Below are 19,539 nucleotides of genomic sequence, written 5' to 3'. Positions count from 1 at the left end.
CACCATGCCCACGCCTCGCGAGCAGCTGTCCGACGCCCGGCTCTACCTCTGCACGGACGCCCGTAAGAGGCAGGGCGACCTCCCGGCCTTCCTGGACGCGGTGCTCTCCAGTGGCGTCGACATCGTCCAGCTCCGTGACAAGGGCATGGAGGCCGCCGAGGAGCTGGAACACCTCGCGGTCCTCGCCGACGCCTGCCGCCGCCACGGCAAGCTCCTCGCCGTCAACGACCGGGCCGACGTCGCCCACGCCATCGGCGCCGACGTCCTGCACCTGGGCCAGGGCGACCTGCCCGTGTCCGCCGCCCGCGCGATCATCGGGCAGGACCGGGTGATCGGCCGCTCCACGCACGCCGAGTCCGAGGTCGACGCCGCCGTCGCCCAGGAGGGCGTGGACTACTTCTGCACCGGCCCCTGCTGGCCCACCCCCACCAAGCCCGGCCGTCACGCCCCCGGCCTCGGCCTCGTGCGGTACGCCGCCTCCCTGGACCAGCCGCGCCCCTGGTTCGCCATCGGCGGCATCGACGCGGGCAACCTGGACGAGGTGCTGGCGGCCGGGGCCCGCCGGATCGTGGTCGTCCGCGCGATCACCGAGGCCACCGACCCGGCGGCGGCCACCGCGGAGCTGGCGAAGAGGGTCCGGGCGCACGCGCTCTGAGCAGCCGCCTTCATCGGGCGCGGTTTTACCGCAGCTGTCCAAGGGGTGGACAACAAACCGGCGAAATGAGACGAAATCCCTTGCTCTGGTTGGGGGAGTGTCCACCCCCTGGTTAACCTCCCCCTATGGCCCTTGGGACAGCTTCCACCAGGACGGACCACGCACGCACGGTGCGTGACCTGCTCGCGACCGGCAAGACCTCGTACTCCTTCGAGTTCTGGGCGCCCAAGACCGAGAAGGGCGAGCGCAACCTCTGGAACGCGCTGCGCCGGGTCGAGGCGGTCCGCCCGAGCTTCGTCTCGGTGACGTACGGGGCCGGTGGCTCCACCCGCGCCGGGACGGTGCGGGCGACCCAGCAGATCGCCGCCGACTCCACGCTCACCCCGGTCGCCCACCTCACCGCCGTCAGCCACTCGATCGCCGAGCTGCGCAACATGATCGGCCAGTACGCCGACGCCGGGATCAGGAACATCCTCGCGGTCCGCGGCGACCCGCCCGGCGACCCGATGGGCGAGTGGGTCGAGCACCCGCAGGGCGTGAAGTACGCGGCCGACCTCGTCCGCCTCATCAAGGAGTCCGGCGACTTCTGCGTCGGCGTCGCCGCGTTTCCCGAGATGCACCCGCGCTCCACCGACTGGGAGACGGACATCGGCCACTTCGTGGACAAGTGCCGCGCCGGGGCCGACTACGCGATCACCCAGATGTTCTTCCGCCCGGAGGACTACCTGCGGATGCGTGACCGCGTGGTCGCCGCCGGTTGCGAAACGCCCGTGATCCCCGAGGTCATGCCGCTCACCAGTGTGAAGCAACTGGAAAGATTCTCGCAGCTCAGCAACGCGACCGTGCCGACGCCGCTGAAAGAGCGCATCCTCGCGGTCAAGGACGATCCGGCCGCTGTACGCTCCCTTGGTATCGAGTTCGCAACGGAGTTCTGCGCGAAGCTGCTGTCCGAGGGTGTGCCCGGGCTCCACTTCATCACGCTCAACAACTCGACGGCAACGCTCGAAATCTACGAGAATCTCGGACTGCACAAGCAGTCGTGACCGGCCGTACCCGCCCCCGCGCGGCTGCGGCCGCAGGAGGGGGCGGGCGTGGGCTGGACGGTCCTCTACATCGCATTCGGCTTGGTGGCACTGTGGCTGCTGGGTGAGGTACTGCTGCAGTACAAGGCGCGGCTGCGCTGGCGGCTGCTCGCCTTCGCCGGGTTCCTCACCGTGGTCATCGGGGTGCTGCTCGGCTCCCGTGCGGTCATCGTCGTCGGCACGCTCGCCTTCGCCACCGGCCAGACCTTCGTGACGCTCTCCTTCCGGCGCGGCTTCTCCACCGGCTGGGCCATAGGCGGCAGCCCGGGGGAGAGCCGCCGGCGCAAGGGCGGCGGCGAGCGCGCGGCCGCCAAGGAGCCCACGCTGGAGGTCTCCGACCTGGAGGTCTCGGCCCCTGCCACCACCCCAGGGACCGGCTCCGACTTCGATTCCGGTTTCGACTCGGGTTTCGACTCCGACTTCGACCGTACGGGGGCTCAGGCCGCCGCGTCCGACCCCGCCACCTCCGTGTACGAGCCGCTGCCGCTGCCCGACGACACCGGCCAGTACGGCGTATACAGCGATTCCGGTTACCCGGCGGACGGCCGCGGCACCGACTCCGGCCCCGGCCCGGACCAGCAGCCGTACGAGGCGGACCCCTCGGACCGGTCGCAGCCGCAGTTCGCCGCGTACGACCCGTACTCCGGCTACGACCAGCAGCAGGCCCAGGACACCTACACGGGGCCGTACGACTACGGGAACGGCCAGCAGAGCTACGCCGCCTACTCCGACCCGTACATCGGCACCACCAACGGGTCGGCCTCCTACGGCGGTTACGACGCCTACGGCAATGGCAGCGGCAACGGCTACGACAGCCAGGGCGGCCGCCAGAGCTACGCCGACCCCTACGCCCAGAGCTACGGCACGGACGCGTACGGCACCGACACCCCGCCCGGGGGCGTCTGGGTCCCGCAGCAGCGGGACGCCGAGCAGTACCCCCCGATGCCTCCGGAGCAGCCCGCCCAGCCCACTCCGTATGGCAACAACGGCTACGACACCGGCCAGAACGAGCAGTACCGCTACTGAACGGGCAGTACCGCTACTGACGGCGGGCGGTGCCGACGGAGCTCGACGCCGACGGGCAGGCTGCGGGGGCGGTCGGGGCGCAGCGGCGGGGACGGGGGCGGTCGGGTCGCTCCGGCGGAGGCGGGCGACCGGCGCCTCGCTCCCGGACCAGCGGCGCGGGCGAGCTGCGTTCCGCTCCCGGATCAGCGGAGTGTGTGACCGGCGTTCCGCTCTCGCATCAGCAGCGCGGGCGACCGGCGCTCCACTCCACCTCTCGGCGAGGCCGACCGCCGCCCCGTCTCCTCACTGCGAGCCCCGGAAGTCGTCGCCCTCCACCACGAGTCCGGCCACCAGCGTTCCCGACATCCCGGCGTGCGCGAGCCCGCCGCCCGGGTGCGACCAGCCGCCCGCCAGATACAGCCCCGGCAGCCGGGTGAGGTTCCCCGGGTGCAGATGGGCGCCCGCCGCCCCGGCCAGAGCGGGCGGCGGCACCGCACCGCCCGCCGCCCCCGTCTCGGCCTCGGTCTCCGCAGGCGTACGGACCTCCGTGTGCAGGACGCGCTCCCGCAGCCCCGGAACGGCCGCCTCCGCCCGCTCCACCAGCAGCTCCGCGAACCGCTGCCGCACCGCCGGGTCCGTCCACTCCACCGGACCCCGGGGGGCCACCACCGCTGTCAGCGTCACCGCCTCGTGCGCCGCGTCCGGGCGGGTCGCCGGGTCGTCGGGGCGCAGCACCGTCACCGTGGGGTGCGCGGCGACCCGCCCCCCGAACACCGCCTCCTGCTCCGCCGCCCCGTCGGCGCTGTGCACCACCGTCCGGTGCACCGCGTCCGCCTCCCGGCCCCCGCGCAGCGACAGCAGCACCGTGAACCGCCCCGGCACGGAGCCTTCCCGGACCGTCACATCGCCCGCGCCCCACACCTGCTGACCCGGCACCAGACCGGCGTGCGGCCGGACCCCCAGCACCACCCGGTCGGCCTCGGCCACCGCACCGCCCGCCAGCTCCACGCCCGCCGCCCGGCCGTCCTTCTCGACGACCCGGACCACCTCGGCCCCGAAGACGAAGGCCACCCGCCGGGCCACGCACCGCTCGTACACCGCCCGGGCCAGCTCCCGCATCCCGCCCATCACGTACCAGCTGCCGAAAGACTGCTCCATGTACGGCAGCAGCGCGGCGCTCGCGGGCGCGGTGCGCGGGTCCAGGCCGTAGGAGAGGGCGTAGCCGTCGAGCAGGGCGGCGAGCCGGGCGTCCCCCAGCTCCCAGGCGCCGATCTCCGCCACGGTCGACGCCTGCCGGGTGCGCAGCAGCCGCCGCTGCCTCAGCGCCGGATACGGGTCGCGCCCCAGCACCTGGTGGTCCGCCCGCAGCGGCTCCTCCAGCAGCGGGCGGCGCGAGCGGTCCCAGGCGTCCCGGGCCCGCTCCAGGAACCCGGTCCACCGCTCCCCGGCACCGCCGCCGAGTGCCGCGTCCAGGGCGGAGGCTACCCCGGCCCGGGAGGCGTTGGGCAGGGACACCGCCGTGCCGTCCGCGAAGAGATGGCGGCTCGCCGGGTCGACCTGGGTCAGCGTCACGCACTGCTCCAGGGACTCCTTGCCGGTCTTCACGAAAAGGTCCCGCTGGACGGCGGGCAGATGCAGCAGACCGGGGCCGGTGTCGAAGACGAAGCCCTCGTGCTCATGGCGGCCGAGCGAGCCGCCGTAGCTCGCGGAGCGCTCGTACACCGTCACCTTGTTGCCCGCGACGGCGAGCCGGGCGGCCGCCGCCATGGCGCCCGTCCCGGCGCCGATCACCGCAATTCGTGCCATGCCGGTGACTTTAGCGACCGCCACTGACAACTCAGCCGGGAGGCCAGGGGCCGTCCGCTCCGGCCAGGCGTTTCTCCTCGCGGCGCTGGGCCCGGCGGCGCAGGAAGCGGCGAATCCGGGAGGTCAGGAAGACCACGAGGACGATCCCGAGGACCAGCAGCACCCCGGCGATCACGGCCGCCGCCACCGGGTTGAATATGGCGAACGTGACGACCCCGGCCACACCGAGGTCCTCGGCGATGCTCATCCCGATGTTGCTGAAGGGTTCGGGGGAGGTGTTGACCGCCATCCGCGTACCGGCCTTCACCAGATGGCTCATCAGCGCCGTCGAACCGCCGATCGCCCCGGCCGCCAGCTCCGGCAGCGAACCGCTCTCCCCGGCGAGCAGGGCCGCGATCACCGCGCCCGTCACCGGGCGGATCACCGTGTGCGCGGTGTCCCAGACGGAGTCCACGTACGGGATCTTGTCAGCCACCACCTCGCACAGGAAGAGCACACCGGCCACGATCAGCACATCGGTGCGCTGCAACGCGGCGGGCACCTCGTCGGAGACGCCGGTCGCGCCGAACAGACCGAGCAGCAGGACCACCGCGTAGGCGTTGATCCCGCTCGCCCAGCCACTTGTGAACACCAGAGGGATTACGGACACGGGGGAGATCGTAACGACCGGTCCCGGCGGCCGGGTGGGGCCGGGTGCGCACTTCTGAGTACCCGTACTCAGGAGACGAGATGAGTAGGCGAGCGGATGGGCCCGGACCTGCGCGGACGGAAGAGTGATGACCACGGAAGGGGCGCGGCGCCCGGACCGCCGGCACGGGGCGGCGGTCCGGGCGCGGCCCCTGACGGAACGGGGGTGCACGACGGAGGACCCGGGGACCACGGGGGACATACGGGGTCACGGGGAACGGGTCCGACGGCTGCACGGAAGACGCCGGTCCGGTGGAGTTCGCGGGGGATGCGAACTCCAGCGGCCGGCGTCTTCGTGTTTCTCCGGCGACCGTGTGCCTCGGTGACCGCGCATGTCCGGGACCGTGCGTCTCCCCGGACATGCGCCTCCGGGAGCGTGCGTCTCAGGGACCGTGTTGCTCCGGGGCCGTGCCTCGGAGTCCCCGGGTCTCAGTGCCCGCTGACCCGCCCGTGCAGCAGCAGCGACAGCGCCGAGTGGACCTCGTCGATCGAGCGCTCCGGCTGGAACGCCTGCCAGTCCAGCGCCGCCACCAGCACCATCCCGACCAGGGCCGCGGCCGTCAGCGGGATGTCGATCTCCTCGCTGAGCTCACCGCTCTTCACCGCCTCGCGCAGCACGCTCTCCACCACCGCGACGGCCTCCTGCCGCACCACCAGCAGCGTGGACTGCCAGGCGCGGTTGGTGCGCCAGAGCTCGGCCACGTACAGCTGGGTGAAGGCCGGGTAGCGGTCGATGAAGGCGAGACCGGCCCGGATCATCGCGTCCAGCGCCTCGACCCGGGTGCCGCCGCGCTCCTCGGACTCCTCGGCAGCGGCCCGCAGCGAGGCGGTGAGGAGCCCGACGCCGTGCCGGAGCAGCTCCTCGAACAGCTCGGTCTTGCTCTTGAAGTTGTAATAGACCGTGCCCTTGGCGACCCCGGCCCGTTCGGCGATCTCGTCCACGGTGGTCGCCGAGAACCCCTGCTCGGCGATGAGGGTCACCGCCGCCTCGTAGAGCCTCTGCCGGGTGGCCTGGCGGCGCGTGGTGCCACTGCTTTCCATGCCGCTGATTCTCCCAGCTTCCGGCGCGCTCACAGGCTCAGCTCCGGGTGCAGCCGGCTCAGGCTCCACACCTGCTTGCGGCGCGCGGTCCACGCGGTCAGGGCGAGCGCGCCGAGGGTGAAGGCGCCCAGCACCGCGCAGCCCAGCCAGACCGGGCCGAGCGGGCCGCCGGTGATGAGCCTGCGCAGCCCCTCCACGACGTACGTCATGGGCAGGTACGGGTGGATCGCGCCGAAGAAGCCGGGGCTGGTCTGGACGGGGTACGTGCCTCCGGCCGAGGTCAGCTGGAGCATCAGCACGACCAGCACCAGGATGCGTCCCGCCGCGCCGAAGCAGGCGTTCAGCCACTGCACGATCGAGGCGAAGCAGCAGGTCACCAGGGCCAGGAAGGCGACCGTTCCGGCGGAGCGCTCCATCTCCAGCCCGAGGCCCCAGTGCAGGACGGCGATCAGGGCGCCGACCTGGAGGACGCCGATGGCGGCGACCGGGAGCCATCCGGCGAGGGCGATCCGCCAGGCGGAGGCCCCGGTGGAGAGCGCCCGCTTGTTCAGCGGCTGGATGATCATATAAGCGACCATCGCGCCGACCCAGAGGGAGAGCGGGATGAAGTACGGGGCGAAACCGGTGCCGTAATTGGGTGCCGCGTGAAGGGACTTGGAGGCCAGCTTCACCGGGTCGGCCATGACGTCGGTCCGCGCGTCGCGGTCCTTCTTCTCGTAGTCCGGGATCTTCTCCGCGCCGTCGTGCAGACCCTGGGCGAGCTCGGCCGAGCCGTCGCCGAGCCGGAACAGCCCGCCGTCCAGGTTCTCGGCACCCGTCTTGAGCTTGCCGACGCCGGTGTTGAGGTCGGCCGAGCCGGTACGGGCGTTGCCGAGGCCGGTGTGCAGCGCCACCGCGCCCTTGGCGACCTTCTGGGCGCCGGTGTTGAGGGCGTTGATGTCCTTGACGGCCCTCTCCAGGTCGGACTCCAGGGTCGGCGCGCGCTTCGCCAGGTTCTCGGCCTGCTTCTGGAAGGCGGCCAGGTGGCTGCTGAGCGTCTTCAGTTCGCCGTTCTGGCTGGTGACCAGACTGCTCACCTCGGCCGCCGTCGTGGCGACGTCGGACGCCGCGTCGCTGGCCTTCTTCAGCGCGGGGCAGGACGCCTCGTCGGGCTCCTCCGCTTCCTCGCACCGGGCGCGGTGGACCTCGCCGAGCTCGTCGGCGGCGGTGCGGGCGTCGGCTGCCGCCTTCGGGGCGGCGGCCACCAGCTTGCCGAGGTCCTCACGCGTGGTCTTCGCCCCGTCGGCGGCCAGCCGGGCGGCCTCCCCGATGCTCTTCCCGTTCTCCTTGAAGTACGTGAAGAAGGGGCGGGCCTCACCGGCGGCGCCGTTGACCTTGTCGGCCAGGGCCTGGGTGCCGCCGGCCACCTGACGGGCGCCGGAGGCGACTTCGCCCGCACCGGTGTTCAGCTTGACGATCCCGTCGGAGAGCCGCTCGGTGCCCGCCTTGGAGTCCTTGAGACCGTCCGCGAGCTCCTTGGAGCCCTTCTTCGCCTTTGATATGCCGCCCTTGAGGTCGTCGGCGCCCTTGGCCGCGTCGGCGGTCTTGTCGTGCAGATCGGAGAAGTTGATGAAGATCCGGTCCAGGAAGCCCCGCGAGGCGTTGGTGGAGGCGGCGTTGCGCACCTCTCCGAAGACCGTCTTGGAGATCTGCCCGACGATGTAGTTGTTGGCGTCGTTCGTCCGCACCTGGAGCGCGCCCGTCTCGGGGGAGTCCCCGCCGCTGGACGCGATCTTCTTGCTGAAGTCGGACGGCATCGTCAGCGAGAGGTAGTACGTCCCGTCCTCGACGCCTTTGTCGGCCTCGGCGGAACTCACCTCGTGCCACGCGAAGACGTTGGAGTCGAGCAGCTTCTCACTGATCTCGTCGCCCGCGTTGACGCGCTTGCCGTCGCTGGTGGCGCCCTTGTCGTTGTTGACCAGCGCGACGGGCAGCTTGTCGAGGTTCCCGTACGGGTCCCAGAACGAGAACAGGTACAGGGCGCCGTAGAGCAGCGGCAGGAGCAGCAGGGCGACCAGCGCGGCGGCCGGCAGCTTCCCCCTGCGGAACCGCCTCAGCTCAAGCGCGGCCAGTTTCGGCGAACGCATCGGCCGTCTCCTCTTCGGTGGTGGGTGCGGTGGGGGCGTCCTCGGAGGCGGACTTGGTGAGGGCGTCTTCGGCGGCAGGCGAGGTACGGACGACCCGGACGCCCTCGGGGGCCTCGCTGCACACGGCGAGCACGGTGGTGCCGGCCTCGGCGACGGAGCGCAGCAGCGCCCAGGCGTCGGCGCGTTCGGCGGGGGAGAGCTTGAGGTCGGCGTCGTCCAGGGCGAGCAGCCGGGGGGTGCCGATCAGCGCCAGGGCGACCGAGAGCCGCAGCGCCTCGATCCGCTCCAGATCCCGTACGGAGGTCCGTTCGGCCTTCGGCAGGGCGGCGGTGTCCAGCCCCGCGGCTTCCAGCGCCGCGTCGATCCGGGCCCGGGCGGTGGCCCGGCGCTCGGCGCGCGGACGCAGCAGGGAGCGCAGGGAGGCCCCGTAGCGGCCCTGGAGCAGGGCCCGTTCGCGCAGGTGCTCGGCGACGGTGAAGGCGGGGTCCAGCTCGCTGACACCGGGGACCGGGCCCAGCGCGGCGATCCTGCGGACGGGGGCCGCCTTGCGGGGCAGCTCCAGCCCGCCGACCCGCGCGCTGCCCTCGGTGGCGCGCATGCGGCCGGTCAGGGCGAGCAGAAGGCAGGTACGTCCGGAGCCGGACGGCCCCTCGATGCCGACGAGCGACCCCGGAGGAGCGCTGAACCCCACATGGCGAAAGGCCCAGCCGCGCGGCCCCTTGAGTCCGAAGTCCTCGGCGCCTACCGATGCGCCGTGCGGGCTCTCCACAGACCCTCCCCTGGATCGTGTCCGTGATTCTGCTGCGACATTCTTTGAACTGACCGGTCAGTGCAAAAAGTTAGCCCGAACTCTCGCTCGAAGCAAAACGGCAGGTCAGGGAAGGGTTCTGACCGATTGTCAGTGGGGGCCGCCACCATGGACACATACGGCCACGGAGCCGTCACACGACGACAGGAGGTTCGTCATGGCCAGCTCGTCCGCAGCCGCCGCCCCGCGGCGCCGCGCAGGCAGCCCTGCCCCCTCACTGACCGGTCCCGCCGACGATGTGCACCCCGTGCTGCGCCGCACCACCGCGCCGCCCGCCGCCCTCGACCTCCTCGCCAAGGCCCGCAGCGGCCTGGACGAGGCCGCCGTGCTCCACGAACCGAACGAGCGCTACGCCACCGCCCACCTCGCGGCCCTGCGCACGGCGGCGGCCGTGCTGGCCGCCCGTGGCCGCCCCGAGACGAACAAGCGCCACCGCGACCGCATCCGGAGCGCCTGGGAGGTCCTCCCGGAGATAGCTCCCGAGCTCACCGAATGGAGCGACCTCTTCGCCTCCGGCGCACCGCGCCGGGCCCGCGCGGAGGCGGGCATGCCCGGGGCCGCCAGCAGCCGCGACGCGGACGACCTGCTGCGCGACGCCGCCCAGTTCCTGCGCCTGGTGGAGCGGCTGCTGGTGCTCCAGCCGGTGCTCCCGCAGCCGAGGGCGGGGAGGTCCGGCACCCCGTGAGCCGGTCCGGTGCCGGATGACCGGGACGGCGGCGCGAGGCAATAGGGTGGTGGACGCTCACCACACCACCTGCACTGTTCACGCTCCGCCGTCCCAGGCGGCACCGTGCCGAGGAGTCATCTGCCGTGTCGGACCAGCCGCGCCCCCGCGCCTCCCTCCGTACCGCCGTGGTCTGGGAGGTCCTCAAGGACGCTCTGGACCGTCAGGCCGAGGCGGCCGGCCGGGACGCCCTGGATGTTCTGGACACCGGTGGCGGCACCGGGAACTTCGCGGTGCCCGCCGCCCTGCTCGGCCACCGGGTCACCGTCGTCGACCCCAGCCCCAACGCGCTCTTCGCGCTGGAGCGCCGCGCCGCCGAGGCCGGGGTCGCCGACCGCGTCCGGGGCGTCCAGGGCGACATCCTCGGCCTCTTCGACGTCGTGGAGCGCGACGGCTTCGACGCGGTGCTCTGCCACGGCGTCCTGGAGTACGTCGACGAGCCCGCCGAGGGCGTACGGAACGCGGTGGCGGCCCTGCGCCCCTCCGGCGCCCTCAGCCTGCTGGCCGCGGGCCTGGGCGGGGCCGTCCTGGGCCGTGCGCTCGCCGGTCACTTCACCGAGGCCCGGCAGGCGCTGGAGGACCCGGCGGGCCGCTGGGGCGAGGGCGACCCGGTGCCCCGCCGCTTCACCGCCGAGCAGCTCTCGGAGCTCGTCTCCGGGGCCGGTCTGCGGGTCGGCGCGGTGCACGGCGTGCGGGTCTTCGCCGACCTCGTACCGGGCGCCCTGGTGGATACCGAGCCCGGCGCCATGGACGCGCTCCTCAAGCTCGAAGCCGCCGTCGCGGAGCTGCCCGCCTTCCACTCCGTCGCGACCCAGCTGCACGTTCTCGGCGAGAAGCGCCCCTGAACCGGACGCGCGGACCGGCCCGTGACGGACCCCGCGACGGCCGGAGCGGGGCTGATCAGCAACGAAGCTGCCAACGGAGTGGGACTCGGGAGCCCCGTAGCGGGCAGGAGCCCCGTATGATCGGGTGACACCATCCGGCATGACGGATCGGTCGTCGGGGAATCTACGCCTCAGCAGCCGAACCGACATAGCGGTCCGGACTGGCTGAACGCTAGAGGGCGGGTTTCACGGGGGCGAATCCCTGCCTATCCTGGAAGGGCCGCATACCGGTCGCCCCCGCGGCCGACGACGAGGAGGACTCCGTGCCGCTCTCGGAGCACGAGCAGCGCATGCTCGAGCAGATGGAGCGAGCGCTGTACGCCGAAGATCCCAAGTTCGCGACAGCGCTCGAGGGAAGCGGGCTGCGTACGTACACCCGGAAAAGGGTCTACCAGGCGGTCGCTGGCTTCCTGGTGGGTATCGCGCTCCTCATGGCCGGAATGGTCGCCCAGCAGATCTGGATCAGCGTGGTGGGCTTCCTCGTCATGCTCGGCTGTGCCGTGCTCGCGGTCACCGGATGGCGCAAGGCGCCCAAACCCGGTGAACAGCAGCAGGCCGTCGGGGACGCCGGGGACAGCGGCTCGCGCCGTCGGCCAAGACAGCGCCGGTCCGTGATGAACCGTATCGAGCAGCGGTGGCAGCGCCGCCGCGACGAACAGGGCCAGTAGAAGATCACCGGCCCGGCTCCGGCGCTCATGGCGGGGCGGGCCCGTGCCCGGTACGACGCAGGACCCTGATGGGTGAGGGGCGGCCGCATTTCCGCGGCCGCCCCTCACCCATACCTGTGTACCTGTGCGACGCGGGGCGTACCCACGCCCGTGCCTGTGAGGTGGCGGCGGGGCACCCGCGCCCGTGTGGACGAACGGGCGGCCTGCCGGTCCGCCGGTCCGCGACCGTGGGCGACGAGCACCCCGCGCCCGTGTGGACGAATGGGCGCGGGGTGCCCCGCCGCCTCCCCCTCAGCCGTGCTGGCGGGAGAGGCGGCGCAGCCGGGCCGTCCAGCGGCCGCGCCCCGGACGCTCCGTCCACCGCTGCGCGAGCGTCGTCCAGCGGTCCGAGACCGCCCACGCCACCCGGACGGCCGAGCGGGGTGCCAGCTTCGCCCGCAGCCGTGCGCCTCGGCCGGCCGAGGCGTCCAGCCCCGCCCGTACCGTCAGCACGTCCTCGGTCAGACCGGCCGCGGGGCGCGGTTCGGGGGCGTACAGCACCTGTTCCACCGCGCCCGAGATCCGGTGCACGGCCTCGGCCGCCATGGTGTCCAGCCCGCCGAGCCGCACGATCCGGGCCGCGGCCCCCCGGGGCGTCAGGGACTCGTCCGGCGCGATGCCGTAGTCCCAGGCGCTGTCGGTGATCTCCTGCCAGGCCGCCAGGGCCCGGGCCGCCGCGTCCGCGGGTGTACGCCCTCCGGAACCGAGCCGCCGGTTTCTCGCCCTGGTCCGCCAGAGCAGCGGCAGCAGGGGCAGCAGCAGGACCAGCAGCGCCCCGAGGACCGTCAGCAGCACGGTGCCGGCCGGAGTGCCCCCGTCGCCCTCGGACATCGGAGCGGGCGCCGCCGAGAGGCCGCACTCACCCTGTTGGCGCAGCTGCGGCGAGCAGCTTTCCGGGGCGGTGGGAGCCTGCGACGGGGCGTCGGAGGTGTCGGCCGACGGCTCGGCCGGATCGCTCGCACCGCCCGTGGGGGTTTCCGGCTGCGTGTACGGCGGCGCGCTCCCCCGGCTGGGGGTGGGCTCGAACCGGGTCCACCCGACGCCTTCGAAGTACAGCTCGGGCCAGGCGTGGGCGTCCCGCAGCCCGACCGAGGTCGAGCCGTCCGCCTGGAGGGTCCCCGGGGTGAAGCCCACCGCGACCCGGGCGGGGATGTCCAGCGTCCGGGCCATCGCCGCCATCGTGAAGGAGAAGTGGACGCAGAACCCCTCCTTGTCCCGGAGGAACCGCGCTATGGCCGTCGAGCCCGTCCCCGAACTGACCGACGTGTTGTACGTGAAGCCGCCCTCCGACGTGAACCAGTCCTGGAGCTTCACGGCCCGTTCGTAGGCGTTGGCCGAGCCCTCGGTGATCTGCTCGGCGGTCGCGGCGACCACGTCCGGCAGCGAGTCGGGGACCTGGGTGTACTCCTCCCGCAGCTTCTGCGGCGGCGCCCCGGCGGCGGCCAGCTGCTCCGCCGTCGGCTCGACGACCAGGCTGCTGACCTCGTACTGCGCTCCGCCGGTGTTCTGCCCGTTGTCGCCGATGAGCGTCCGGCCCTCCGGCTCGTACCGCCAGCGGCCGTCGATCGACACCTCGCTCGCCGGGTAGGGGAGCGGCAGATAGTTCTGCTGGTACGAGGGCGACGCGGAGATGTTCGTCCGGATCTCCGTGGTGGCGACGTCCGCGCTCAGCCCGGTGGGGAGCGGGAGGCGGCCGGGCACATCGGTCAGACGGCGGGTGGAGGAGCGCCACTCGCTGCCGTTGAACGCGTCCAGGGACAGAATCCGCAGATAGAGCTCCCGGGGGTCCTTGGCGTTGGTGCGGTAGGTCATCACCTCCCGGTTGTCCGGCTGGTTGAGGTTGTCCTTCAGCGACACCAGCGGGTTCACCGCGGAGATGGTGCCGCCCCCGCTGCCCTTGCCGCTGCCCCGGCCCTGTCCGCCCAGCAGACCGCTGTCCAGGGCGGGCAGGGCCAGGGGGACGGCCAGGGCGATGCCCAGCGCCAGGACGCCGATGCGCCGCCCGGTACGGACCGGTGCGTACGTGCCGCCCCGGCCGGACAGGCCGTCCGCCAGCCCCCCGGCGGACCGGCCGGCGCCGCTGAAGACGCGCCCCCACTGGCAGAGCCGGTCGCGGCCCTCGGCCAGCAGGAGCAGCAGATAGCCGGAGGCGGCGAGCAGGAACCAGAGCCAGCCCGTCCCGCCGTCGCCGAGCCCGGCGGCGACCGAGTACAGCGCGAGCAGCGGCAGCCCGGCCGGGGCCGCGCTGCGGAAGGTCACCGCGAGGGCGTCCACCGCGAGCCCGATCAGCACCACCCCGCCGACCACCAGCAGCCGGATGCCGTCCGTCATCGGGGCCGGGGTGGCGTACGTACCGACGTCCTCGCCGCCCGCCACCAGCAGCTCACCGAGCCGTACGAAGGCGTCCGGGCCCGGCAGCACACCGAAGAGGGCCTGGTCCCGGGCGAAGACCACGGTCAGCAGCAGCAGGGTCACCAGCGTCTGGCAGGCGATGGTCAGCGACCGGGCCAGCGGCACCCGCCGGGCGAGCGCGCCCACCCCGCTCTGGACCCCGAGCAGCAACGCCGCCTGGAGGACCCAGCCCGCCCCCTCCACCAGCGGCAGCAGGGCCCCCGCAGCCAGGAGTGTCGCCGCAAAGGCGCACAGCGCCAGCCGGGCCCGCCCGCTCATGACCATCCCCCCGCGAAACCTGTCGAACCGCCGCTTCCGGCGGACTGCGTGTCGGCGCGCATCCGGGCCGCCTGCTGCCACAGCGCGGGCAGATCGGCCCCCGGAGGCACGGGCACCACGACCCAGCCGGCCTCCCGCAGCTGCCGCAGCCGCTCCTCGGCCGGACCCGCCGGACCCGCGCCACCGCCCGTCCAGCGCGCGCTGTCCAGGACGAAGGCGACCGCCGCGCCCGTGCGCTGCCGCATCCGGGTCACGACCGAGGTCTGCTCCTCGTCGAGATCGCCGAAGAAGGCGATCAGCAGCCCCTCGTTGCCGCCGCGCAGCACGTCGTGGGCGCGCGAGAGCCCGCCGCCGTCCGAGTGGTCGACGACCGCGAGGGTGTCGAGCATCAGCCCCGCCGAGTCCGCGGACTCCTGGGTCGAGCCCGCGAAGCCGTCGGAGCCCTCGCCGGGCACCGCGTTCCCGTCATCGGTGAGGAGCCGTACGGCGAAGCCGCGCTCCAGCATGTGCACCAGCGCGGAGGCCGCCCCCGAGACCGCCCACTCGAACGCCGAATCCGGCCCGGCCCCCGCGTAGGCGATCTGCCGGGTGTCCAGCAGCACCGTGCACCTGGCCCGCTGCGGCTGCTCCTCGCGGCGCACCATCAGCTCGCCGTAGCGCGCGGTGGAGCGCCAGTGGACCCGCCGCAGATCGTCGCCGTGCCGGTAGCCGCGCGGGATGATGTCGTCCTCCCCGGCGAGGGCGAGCGAGCGCTGACGCCCGTCGCCGTACCCCGATGCCTCGCCCGCGAGCCCCAGGGCGGGCAGCGGAACCGTACGCGGGATGACGACGAGGGTGTCGTACGCGCTGAAGGAACGCGTCAGCTCGCACATCCCGAACGGGTCGCTGAGCCGCAGCTGCAACGGGCCCAGCGGATAGCGGCCGCGCAGGTCCGAGCGGACCCGGTAGGACACCTCGCGCCGGCCGCCCGCCTCCACCCGGTCCAGCACGAACCGGGGCCGGGGCCCCAGCACGTACGGCACACGGTCCTGGAGCATCAGCAGCCCCGTGGGGAGCCGGGACACATTGTCCATCCGCAGGTGCACCCGGGCCTCCGAGCCCGCGGGCACCCGGGAGGGGGAGAGCCACCGGGTCCCCGTCACCCGGTAGCGGGTGCGGTAGAGCACGGTCACGCAGACCAGCGGCAGCACGGCCAGCAGCAGGCCGACGCGCAGCAGGTCCGCCTGGCCCAGGACGTAGGCGCAGACGGCGGCGGCCACCCCGGCGGCGAGGAACGAGCGCCCCCGGGTGGTGAGGCCGCCCAGGGACGCGCGGAGGCCGCCCTTGCTGGAGCCGTCCTGCACGGCGCCGGGCTCGCCGGCCGTCATCACAGCCGCCGGGCGCCGGGCTGCTGCTGGCCGTACAGCGGGCCGCCCGGCCCGTGTGCGCCCGGCGGGGGCACGGGGCCGCCGCGCACGGCGCCGGGCTCGGCCGGGACCGGAGTGCGCTGGATGATCTCCTGCACCACCTGCTCCGCCGTGCGGCGGTTCAGCTGGGCCTGTGCGGTGGGCAGCAGCCGGTGGGCGAGCACGGGGGCGGCCAGCGCCTGGACGTCGTCCGGCAGGGCGTAGTCCCGGCCGCCGAGGGCCGCCGACGCCTTCGCGGCGCGCAGCAGGTGCAGCGTCGCGCGCGGCGAGGCGCCGAGTCTGAGGTCCGGGTGGCTGCGGGTGGCGGCGACGAGATCCACCGCGTACCGCCGGACGGCCTCGGCGACGTGCACCGCGCGGACCGCGTCGATCAGCTTCACGATGTCGTGGGCGTGCGCCACCGGCTGGAGGTCGTCCAGCGGGGAGAGGCCCCCGTGCACATCGAGCATCTGCAGCTCGGCCTCCGGGCTGGGGTAGCCGATGGAGACCCGGGCCATGAAACGGTCGCGCTGGGCCTCGGGCAGCGGATAGGTGCCCTCCATCTCCACCGGGTTCTGGGTGGCCACCACCATGAAGGGGTCGGGCAGCTCGTACGTCTGCCCGTCGATGGTGACCTGGCGCTCCTCCATCGACTCCAGCAGCGCCGACTGCGTCTTCGGCGAGGCGCGGTTGATCTCGTCGCCGATCACGATCTGGGCGAAGATGGCGCCGGGCTTGAACTCGAAGTCGCGGCGCTGCTGGTCGAAGATCGACACCCCGGTGATGTCGGACGGCAGCAGGTCCGGCGTGAACTGGATGCGCCGCACCGAACAGTCGATGGACCGCGCCAGGGCCTTGGCCAGCATGGTCTTGCCGACCCCGGGGACATCCTCGATGAGGAGATGCCCCTCCGCGAGCAGCACGGTCAGCGAAAGCCGTACGACCTCGGGCTTGCCCTCGATCACACCCTCCACCGACCTGCGCACCCGCTCCGCTGTGGTGGTCAGATCTGTGAGGCTCGATCGGTCGTCATAGGTCGTCACCCGGCCCTCCTCGGCCCTTTTTGCGCACGGGCCGGTGCGCGTACCCGCCCGGCCCACCCCGAAATTCGGACACTCCTCCGGAAGGTCCCGGGGGAGGTCACACCCGCATTCTTGTTGCCGTTACCGCTTCGTGTCACTCGCCTGTGGATAAGTGGGTGCGATATGTCAGTTTCTGTCACGTTTCGCACACGGTGAGCTACGGAAACGGGCGGGATGAGGGCCGGGTGGGGCGGGGCGGGCGGAAGGCGCGGAGGGTCAGGGCGTGGGCTCGATCTCGCGGAGCAGGCCGGTCGTCACGTCGAAGACGAAACCGCGGATGTCGTCGTTGTGGAGGAGGAACGGCGAGGTCCGCACCCGCTGCATGGACTGGCGTACGTCCTGGTCGGCGTCCGTGTACGCCTCCACCGCCCAGACCGGCCGCTGGCCGACCTCGCGCTCCAGGTCCTGCCGGAACTCCTCGGTGATGGACTCCAGGCCGCAGCCGGTGTGGTGGATGAGGACGATGCTGCGGGTGCCGAGCGCCCGCTGGCTGATGGTGAGCGAGCGGATGACGTCGTCGGTGACGACCCCGCCTGCGTTGCGGATGGTGTGGCAGTCGCCGAGTTCGAGACCCAGCGCGGCGTGGAGGTCGAGGCGGGCGTCCATGCAGGCGACGATGGCGACCTGGAGCACCGGCCTGGCGTCCATGCCGGGGTCGCGGAAGCCCTTGGCGTACCGGGAGTTCGCCTCGACCAGCTGGTCGGTGACCTGGCCCCCCTCGCGGAGCGCGGCGGCGGGGGAGGGCGCGGTCGGGGCGGGGGAGTGAGCGGAAGTCGACATGGCTACGACGTTAGCCTTCCCCCCTGGTCCGGACGGGCTGTGAGAGCGGACAAAGAACGTCAACGCACCTTGTTGTGAGCTAACCCACAGGCACCACGAAACGCGCCCGTTCGGGTGAGGCCGCCGCTTCCGGGCGGGTGGAGCGACTCGCTGCCCGGTTCGTTGATCGCGAATCGATCGAATGGCAGGGTGGACTAAAGTAACGCGAAGTCACCATCCCGAAGCCCCGCCCGAAACCCCGTACTCATACTGAGCACGCACCCCGTACGCATACTGAAGAAGAACCCCGGAACCCCCACTCCGCACCCCCCCCCGCACCTCCTGCATATTCCGTTTTTCCCCCGTGATGTGCGGCGTACGTGCGGCCCGGCCCTCTCCCGCTCCCGGTCGGCCGACGCCCCTTCCCCGGCGCCGGCGGACCTCCCCTTCGGAGCGGGCGGGGACCAGGACGTACGTACCGGCCGCGCGGGAACAGAGCCTGAGAGGGCGCATTGAGCCAGACCCGACACGTCCCGGTGATGCTCCAGCGGTGCCTGGACCTGTTGGCCCCGGCTCTGCGGGACCAGGCCCACCCGGAGCCCGTGGTCGTCGACTGCACCCTCGGCCTCGGCGGCCACAGCGAGGCGCTGCTGGAGACCTTCCCCACCGCCCGGCTGATCGCCCTGGACCGCGACAAGGAGGCCCTGCGGCTCTCCGGCGAGCGGCTCGCCCCCTACGGCGACCGCGCCACCCTCGTCCACGCCGTCTACGACGAACTCCCCGACGTCCTCGCCCGGCTCGGCGTCCCCAGGGTGCAGGGCGTCCTCTTCGACCTCGGCGTCTCCTCCATGCAGCTCGACGAGGCCGACCGGGGCTTCGCGTACGCCCAGGACGCCCCGCTCGACATGCGCATGGACCAGTCCACCGGCATCGGCGCCGCCGAGGTGCTCAACACCTACCCGCCCGGTGAACTCGTACGGATTCTGCGGGCGTACGGCGAGGAGAAGCAGGCCAAGCGGATCGTCTCCGCCGTCGTGCGCGAGCGCGAGAAGGAGCCGTTCAGCAACAGCGCCCGGCTCGTCGAGCTGATCCGCGACGCCCTGCCGCAGGCCGCCAAGCGCACCGGCGGCAACCCGGCCAAGCGCACCTTCCAGGCCCTGCGCATCGAGGTCAACGGCGAGCTGAGCGTGCTGGAGCGGGCCATCCCGGCGGCCGTGGAGAGCCTCGCGGTCGGCGGCCGGATCGCGGTCCTGTCCTACCACTCGCTGGAGGACCGGCTGGTCAAGCAGGTCTTCGCGGCCGGCGCCGCCAACACCGCGCCCCCCGGACTGCCCGTCGTCCCCGAGCGCTACCAGCCCCGCCTCAAGCTCCTCACCCGGGGCGCCGAGCTGCCCACCGAGGAGGAGGTCGCCGAGAACCGGCGCGCCGCCCCCGCCCGGCTGCGCGGCGCCCAGCGCATCCGTGAGGACGAGCGATGAACACCCCGGGGGGCGCGCGGTGAGCAGGCCGGCCGCGGGGCTGAAAGGGCGCGCCGGACGGCTCGCCCGGCTGATGCCGTCCACGGGACCCAGCAGCGCGGCCCGCACCCCCTTCGTCCTGCTGGTCGTGCTCCTCCTGGGCGGCGGGCTCATCACCCTGCTCCTGCTCAACTCCGCGCTCAACGAAGGGTCGTTCAGGCTCAGCGAGCTCAAACGGGAGACCACCGAACTCACCGACGAGCAGCAGGCCCTCCAGCGCGACGTCGACAGCTACTCCCAGCCCGACGCCCTGGAGCGCCGCGCCCGGGAACTGGGCATGGTCCCCGGCGGCAGCCCCGCCTTCCTCAACCCCGACGGCACGGTCCGGGGCGTCCCCACGAAGGCCACCGCGCCACCGTCGCCCAGCCCCAGCCCGAGCCCCGGCGCCGAAGAAGAGGCCGACGAGGAGGCCGGGAACGAGGACGCCGCCGCCGGAGCCGACCCCGCCGCATCCGCGACCCCCTCCGCCCCGGCGGCCGAACCGGGTGCCGCACCGGAGAACGCCCCCGACGCCGCCCCCGAAGCCACCCCCACCCCCGAACCCGGCCCCGCCGTACAGAACGCCCCGCCGTCCGCGTCCCCGACCACCCCCGGCAGGTGA

At 73.0% G+C, this 19,539-nt stretch carries 17 protein-coding genes; 8 read left to right on the top strand and 9 right to left on the bottom strand.

All coding sequences use genetic code 11. The annotated features are described in order from the left end of the window. Positions 1 to 4: 4 nt before the first annotated feature. From B7C62_07315 to B7C62_07305, 3 genes are all read left to right on the top strand, one after another. A complete protein-coding gene (locus tag B7C62_07315) occupies positions 5 to 655 on the top strand; it encodes a thiamine-phosphate diphosphorylase (GenBank protein ARF72099.1) in 651 nt (216 codons plus the stop codon). A gap of 125 nt (positions 656 to 780) precedes the next feature. After that, the gene (locus tag B7C62_07310) at positions 781 to 1,698 is read left to right on the top strand and encodes a methylenetetrahydrofolate reductase [NAD(P)H] (protein ID ARF72098.1); all 918 of its coding nucleotides are present in this window, start codon (positions 781 to 783) and stop codon (positions 1,696 to 1,698) included. Positions 1,699 to 1,746: 48 nt separating this feature from the next. After that, the gene (locus B7C62_07305; GenBank protein ID ARF72097.1) at positions 1,747 to 2,763 is read left to right on the top strand and encodes a hypothetical protein; all 1,017 of its coding nucleotides are present in this window, start codon (positions 1,747 to 1,749) and stop codon (positions 2,761 to 2,763) included. A 282-nt stretch (positions 2,764 to 3,045) separates the two neighbouring features. On the opposite strand, the gene B7C62_07300 is transcribed toward B7C62_07305, so the two are convergent. From B7C62_07300 to B7C62_07280, 5 genes are all read right to left on the bottom strand, one after another. Further along, the gene (locus B7C62_07300) at positions 3,046 to 4,548 is read right to left on the bottom strand and encodes a phytoene dehydrogenase (GenBank protein ID ARF72096.1); all 1,503 of its coding nucleotides are present in this window, start codon (positions 4,546 to 4,548) and stop codon (positions 3,046 to 3,048) included. Between the two features lie 31 nt (positions 4,549 to 4,579). Beyond that, positions 4,580 to 5,197 (bottom strand): hypothetical protein, encoded by a 618-nt coding sequence (locus tag B7C62_07295; protein ARF72095.1) that lies wholly within the window; start codon positions 5,195 to 5,197, stop codon positions 4,580 to 4,582. Between the two features lie 467 nt (positions 5,198 to 5,664). Continuing rightward, positions 5,665 to 6,276, bottom strand: coding sequence for a TetR family transcriptional regulator (locus tag B7C62_07290; protein ID ARF72094.1), 612 nt, complete (start codon positions 6,274 to 6,276; stop codon positions 5,665 to 5,667). A 29-nt stretch (positions 6,277 to 6,305) separates the two neighbouring features. Then, positions 6,306 to 8,402, bottom strand: a complete 2,097-nt coding sequence (locus B7C62_07285) for a hypothetical protein (protein ID ARF72093.1) — start codon at positions 8,400 to 8,402, stop codon at positions 6,306 to 6,308. After that, positions 8,374 to 9,171 carry an ABC transporter ATP-binding protein gene (locus tag B7C62_07280; GenBank protein ID ARF72092.1) on the bottom strand — a complete coding sequence of 266 codons (798 nt, stop codon included), beginning with the start codon at positions 9,169 to 9,171 and terminating at the stop codon, positions 8,374 to 8,376. Before B7C62_07280 ends, B7C62_07285 begins: the two co-directional genes overlap by 29 nt. A 196-nt stretch (positions 9,172 to 9,367) precedes the next feature. On the opposite strand from B7C62_07280, the gene B7C62_07275 reads away from it, so the two are divergent. The 3 genes from B7C62_07275 to B7C62_07265 all read left to right on the top strand — a co-directional run bounded on the left by B7C62_07275 (position 9,368) and on the right by B7C62_07265 (position 11,486). Next, positions 9,368 to 9,895 (top strand): hypothetical protein, encoded by a 528-nt coding sequence (locus B7C62_07275; protein ARF72091.1) that lies wholly within the window; start codon positions 9,368 to 9,370, stop codon positions 9,893 to 9,895. A gap of 125 nt (positions 9,896 to 10,020) precedes the next feature. Beyond that, entirely contained in the window at positions 10,021 to 10,779 is a 759-nt protein-coding gene (locus B7C62_07270; GenBank protein ARF72090.1) for an SAM-dependent methyltransferase, read from the top strand. 302 nt (positions 10,780 to 11,081) lie between these two features. Continuing rightward, positions 11,082 to 11,486, top strand: coding sequence for a hypothetical protein (locus B7C62_07265; protein ID ARF72089.1), 405 nt, complete (start codon positions 11,082 to 11,084; stop codon positions 11,484 to 11,486). 291 nt (positions 11,487 to 11,777) lie between these two features. Here B7C62_07265 and B7C62_07260 read toward each other — a convergent pair whose 3' ends face one another. The 4 genes from B7C62_07260 to B7C62_07245 form a co-directional block, all read right to left on the bottom strand. Then, positions 11,778 to 14,195, bottom strand: a complete 2,418-nt coding sequence (locus B7C62_07260) for a transglutaminase (protein ID ARF77029.1) — start codon at positions 14,193 to 14,195, stop codon at positions 11,778 to 11,780. After that, positions 14,192 to 15,562: a DUF58 domain-containing protein gene (locus B7C62_07255; protein ARF72088.1), complete on the bottom strand. Its 1,371-nt coding sequence runs from the start codon at positions 15,560 to 15,562 to the stop codon at positions 14,192 to 14,194. The genes B7C62_07260 and B7C62_07255 overlap by 4 nt, the downstream gene beginning before the upstream one ends. Then, positions 15,562 to 16,623 carry an ATPase gene (locus B7C62_07250; protein ARF72087.1) on the bottom strand — a complete coding sequence of 354 codons (1,062 nt, stop codon included), beginning with the start codon at positions 16,621 to 16,623 and terminating at the stop codon, positions 15,562 to 15,564. The genes B7C62_07255 and B7C62_07250 overlap by 1 nt, the downstream gene beginning before the upstream one ends. Before the next feature lie 255 nt (positions 16,624 to 16,878). Continuing rightward, positions 16,879 to 17,442, bottom strand: coding sequence for a carbonic anhydrase (locus tag B7C62_07245; GenBank protein ARF72086.1), 564 nt, complete (start codon positions 17,440 to 17,442; stop codon positions 16,879 to 16,881). Positions 17,443 to 17,933: 491 nt separating this feature from the next. Here B7C62_07245 and B7C62_07240 point away from each other — a divergent pair, with 491 nt between their 5' ends. Further along, positions 17,934 to 18,899, top strand: coding sequence for a 16S rRNA (cytosine(1402)-N(4))-methyltransferase (locus B7C62_07240; protein ID ARF72085.1), 966 nt, complete (start codon positions 17,934 to 17,936; stop codon positions 18,897 to 18,899). Positions 18,900 to 18,918: 19 nt separating this feature from the next. Next, positions 18,919 to 19,539, top strand: coding sequence for a septum formation initiator (locus B7C62_07235; GenBank protein ID ARF72084.1), 621 nt, complete (start codon positions 18,919 to 18,921; stop codon positions 19,537 to 19,539).

It is taken from the genome of Kitasatospora albolonga, from assembly GCA_002082585.1.
Taxonomy (GTDB): domain Bacteria; phylum Actinomycetota; class Actinomycetes; order Streptomycetales; family Streptomycetaceae; genus Streptomyces; species Streptomyces stephensoniae.
This window is presented reverse-complemented; position numbering and strand designations above follow the sequence as displayed.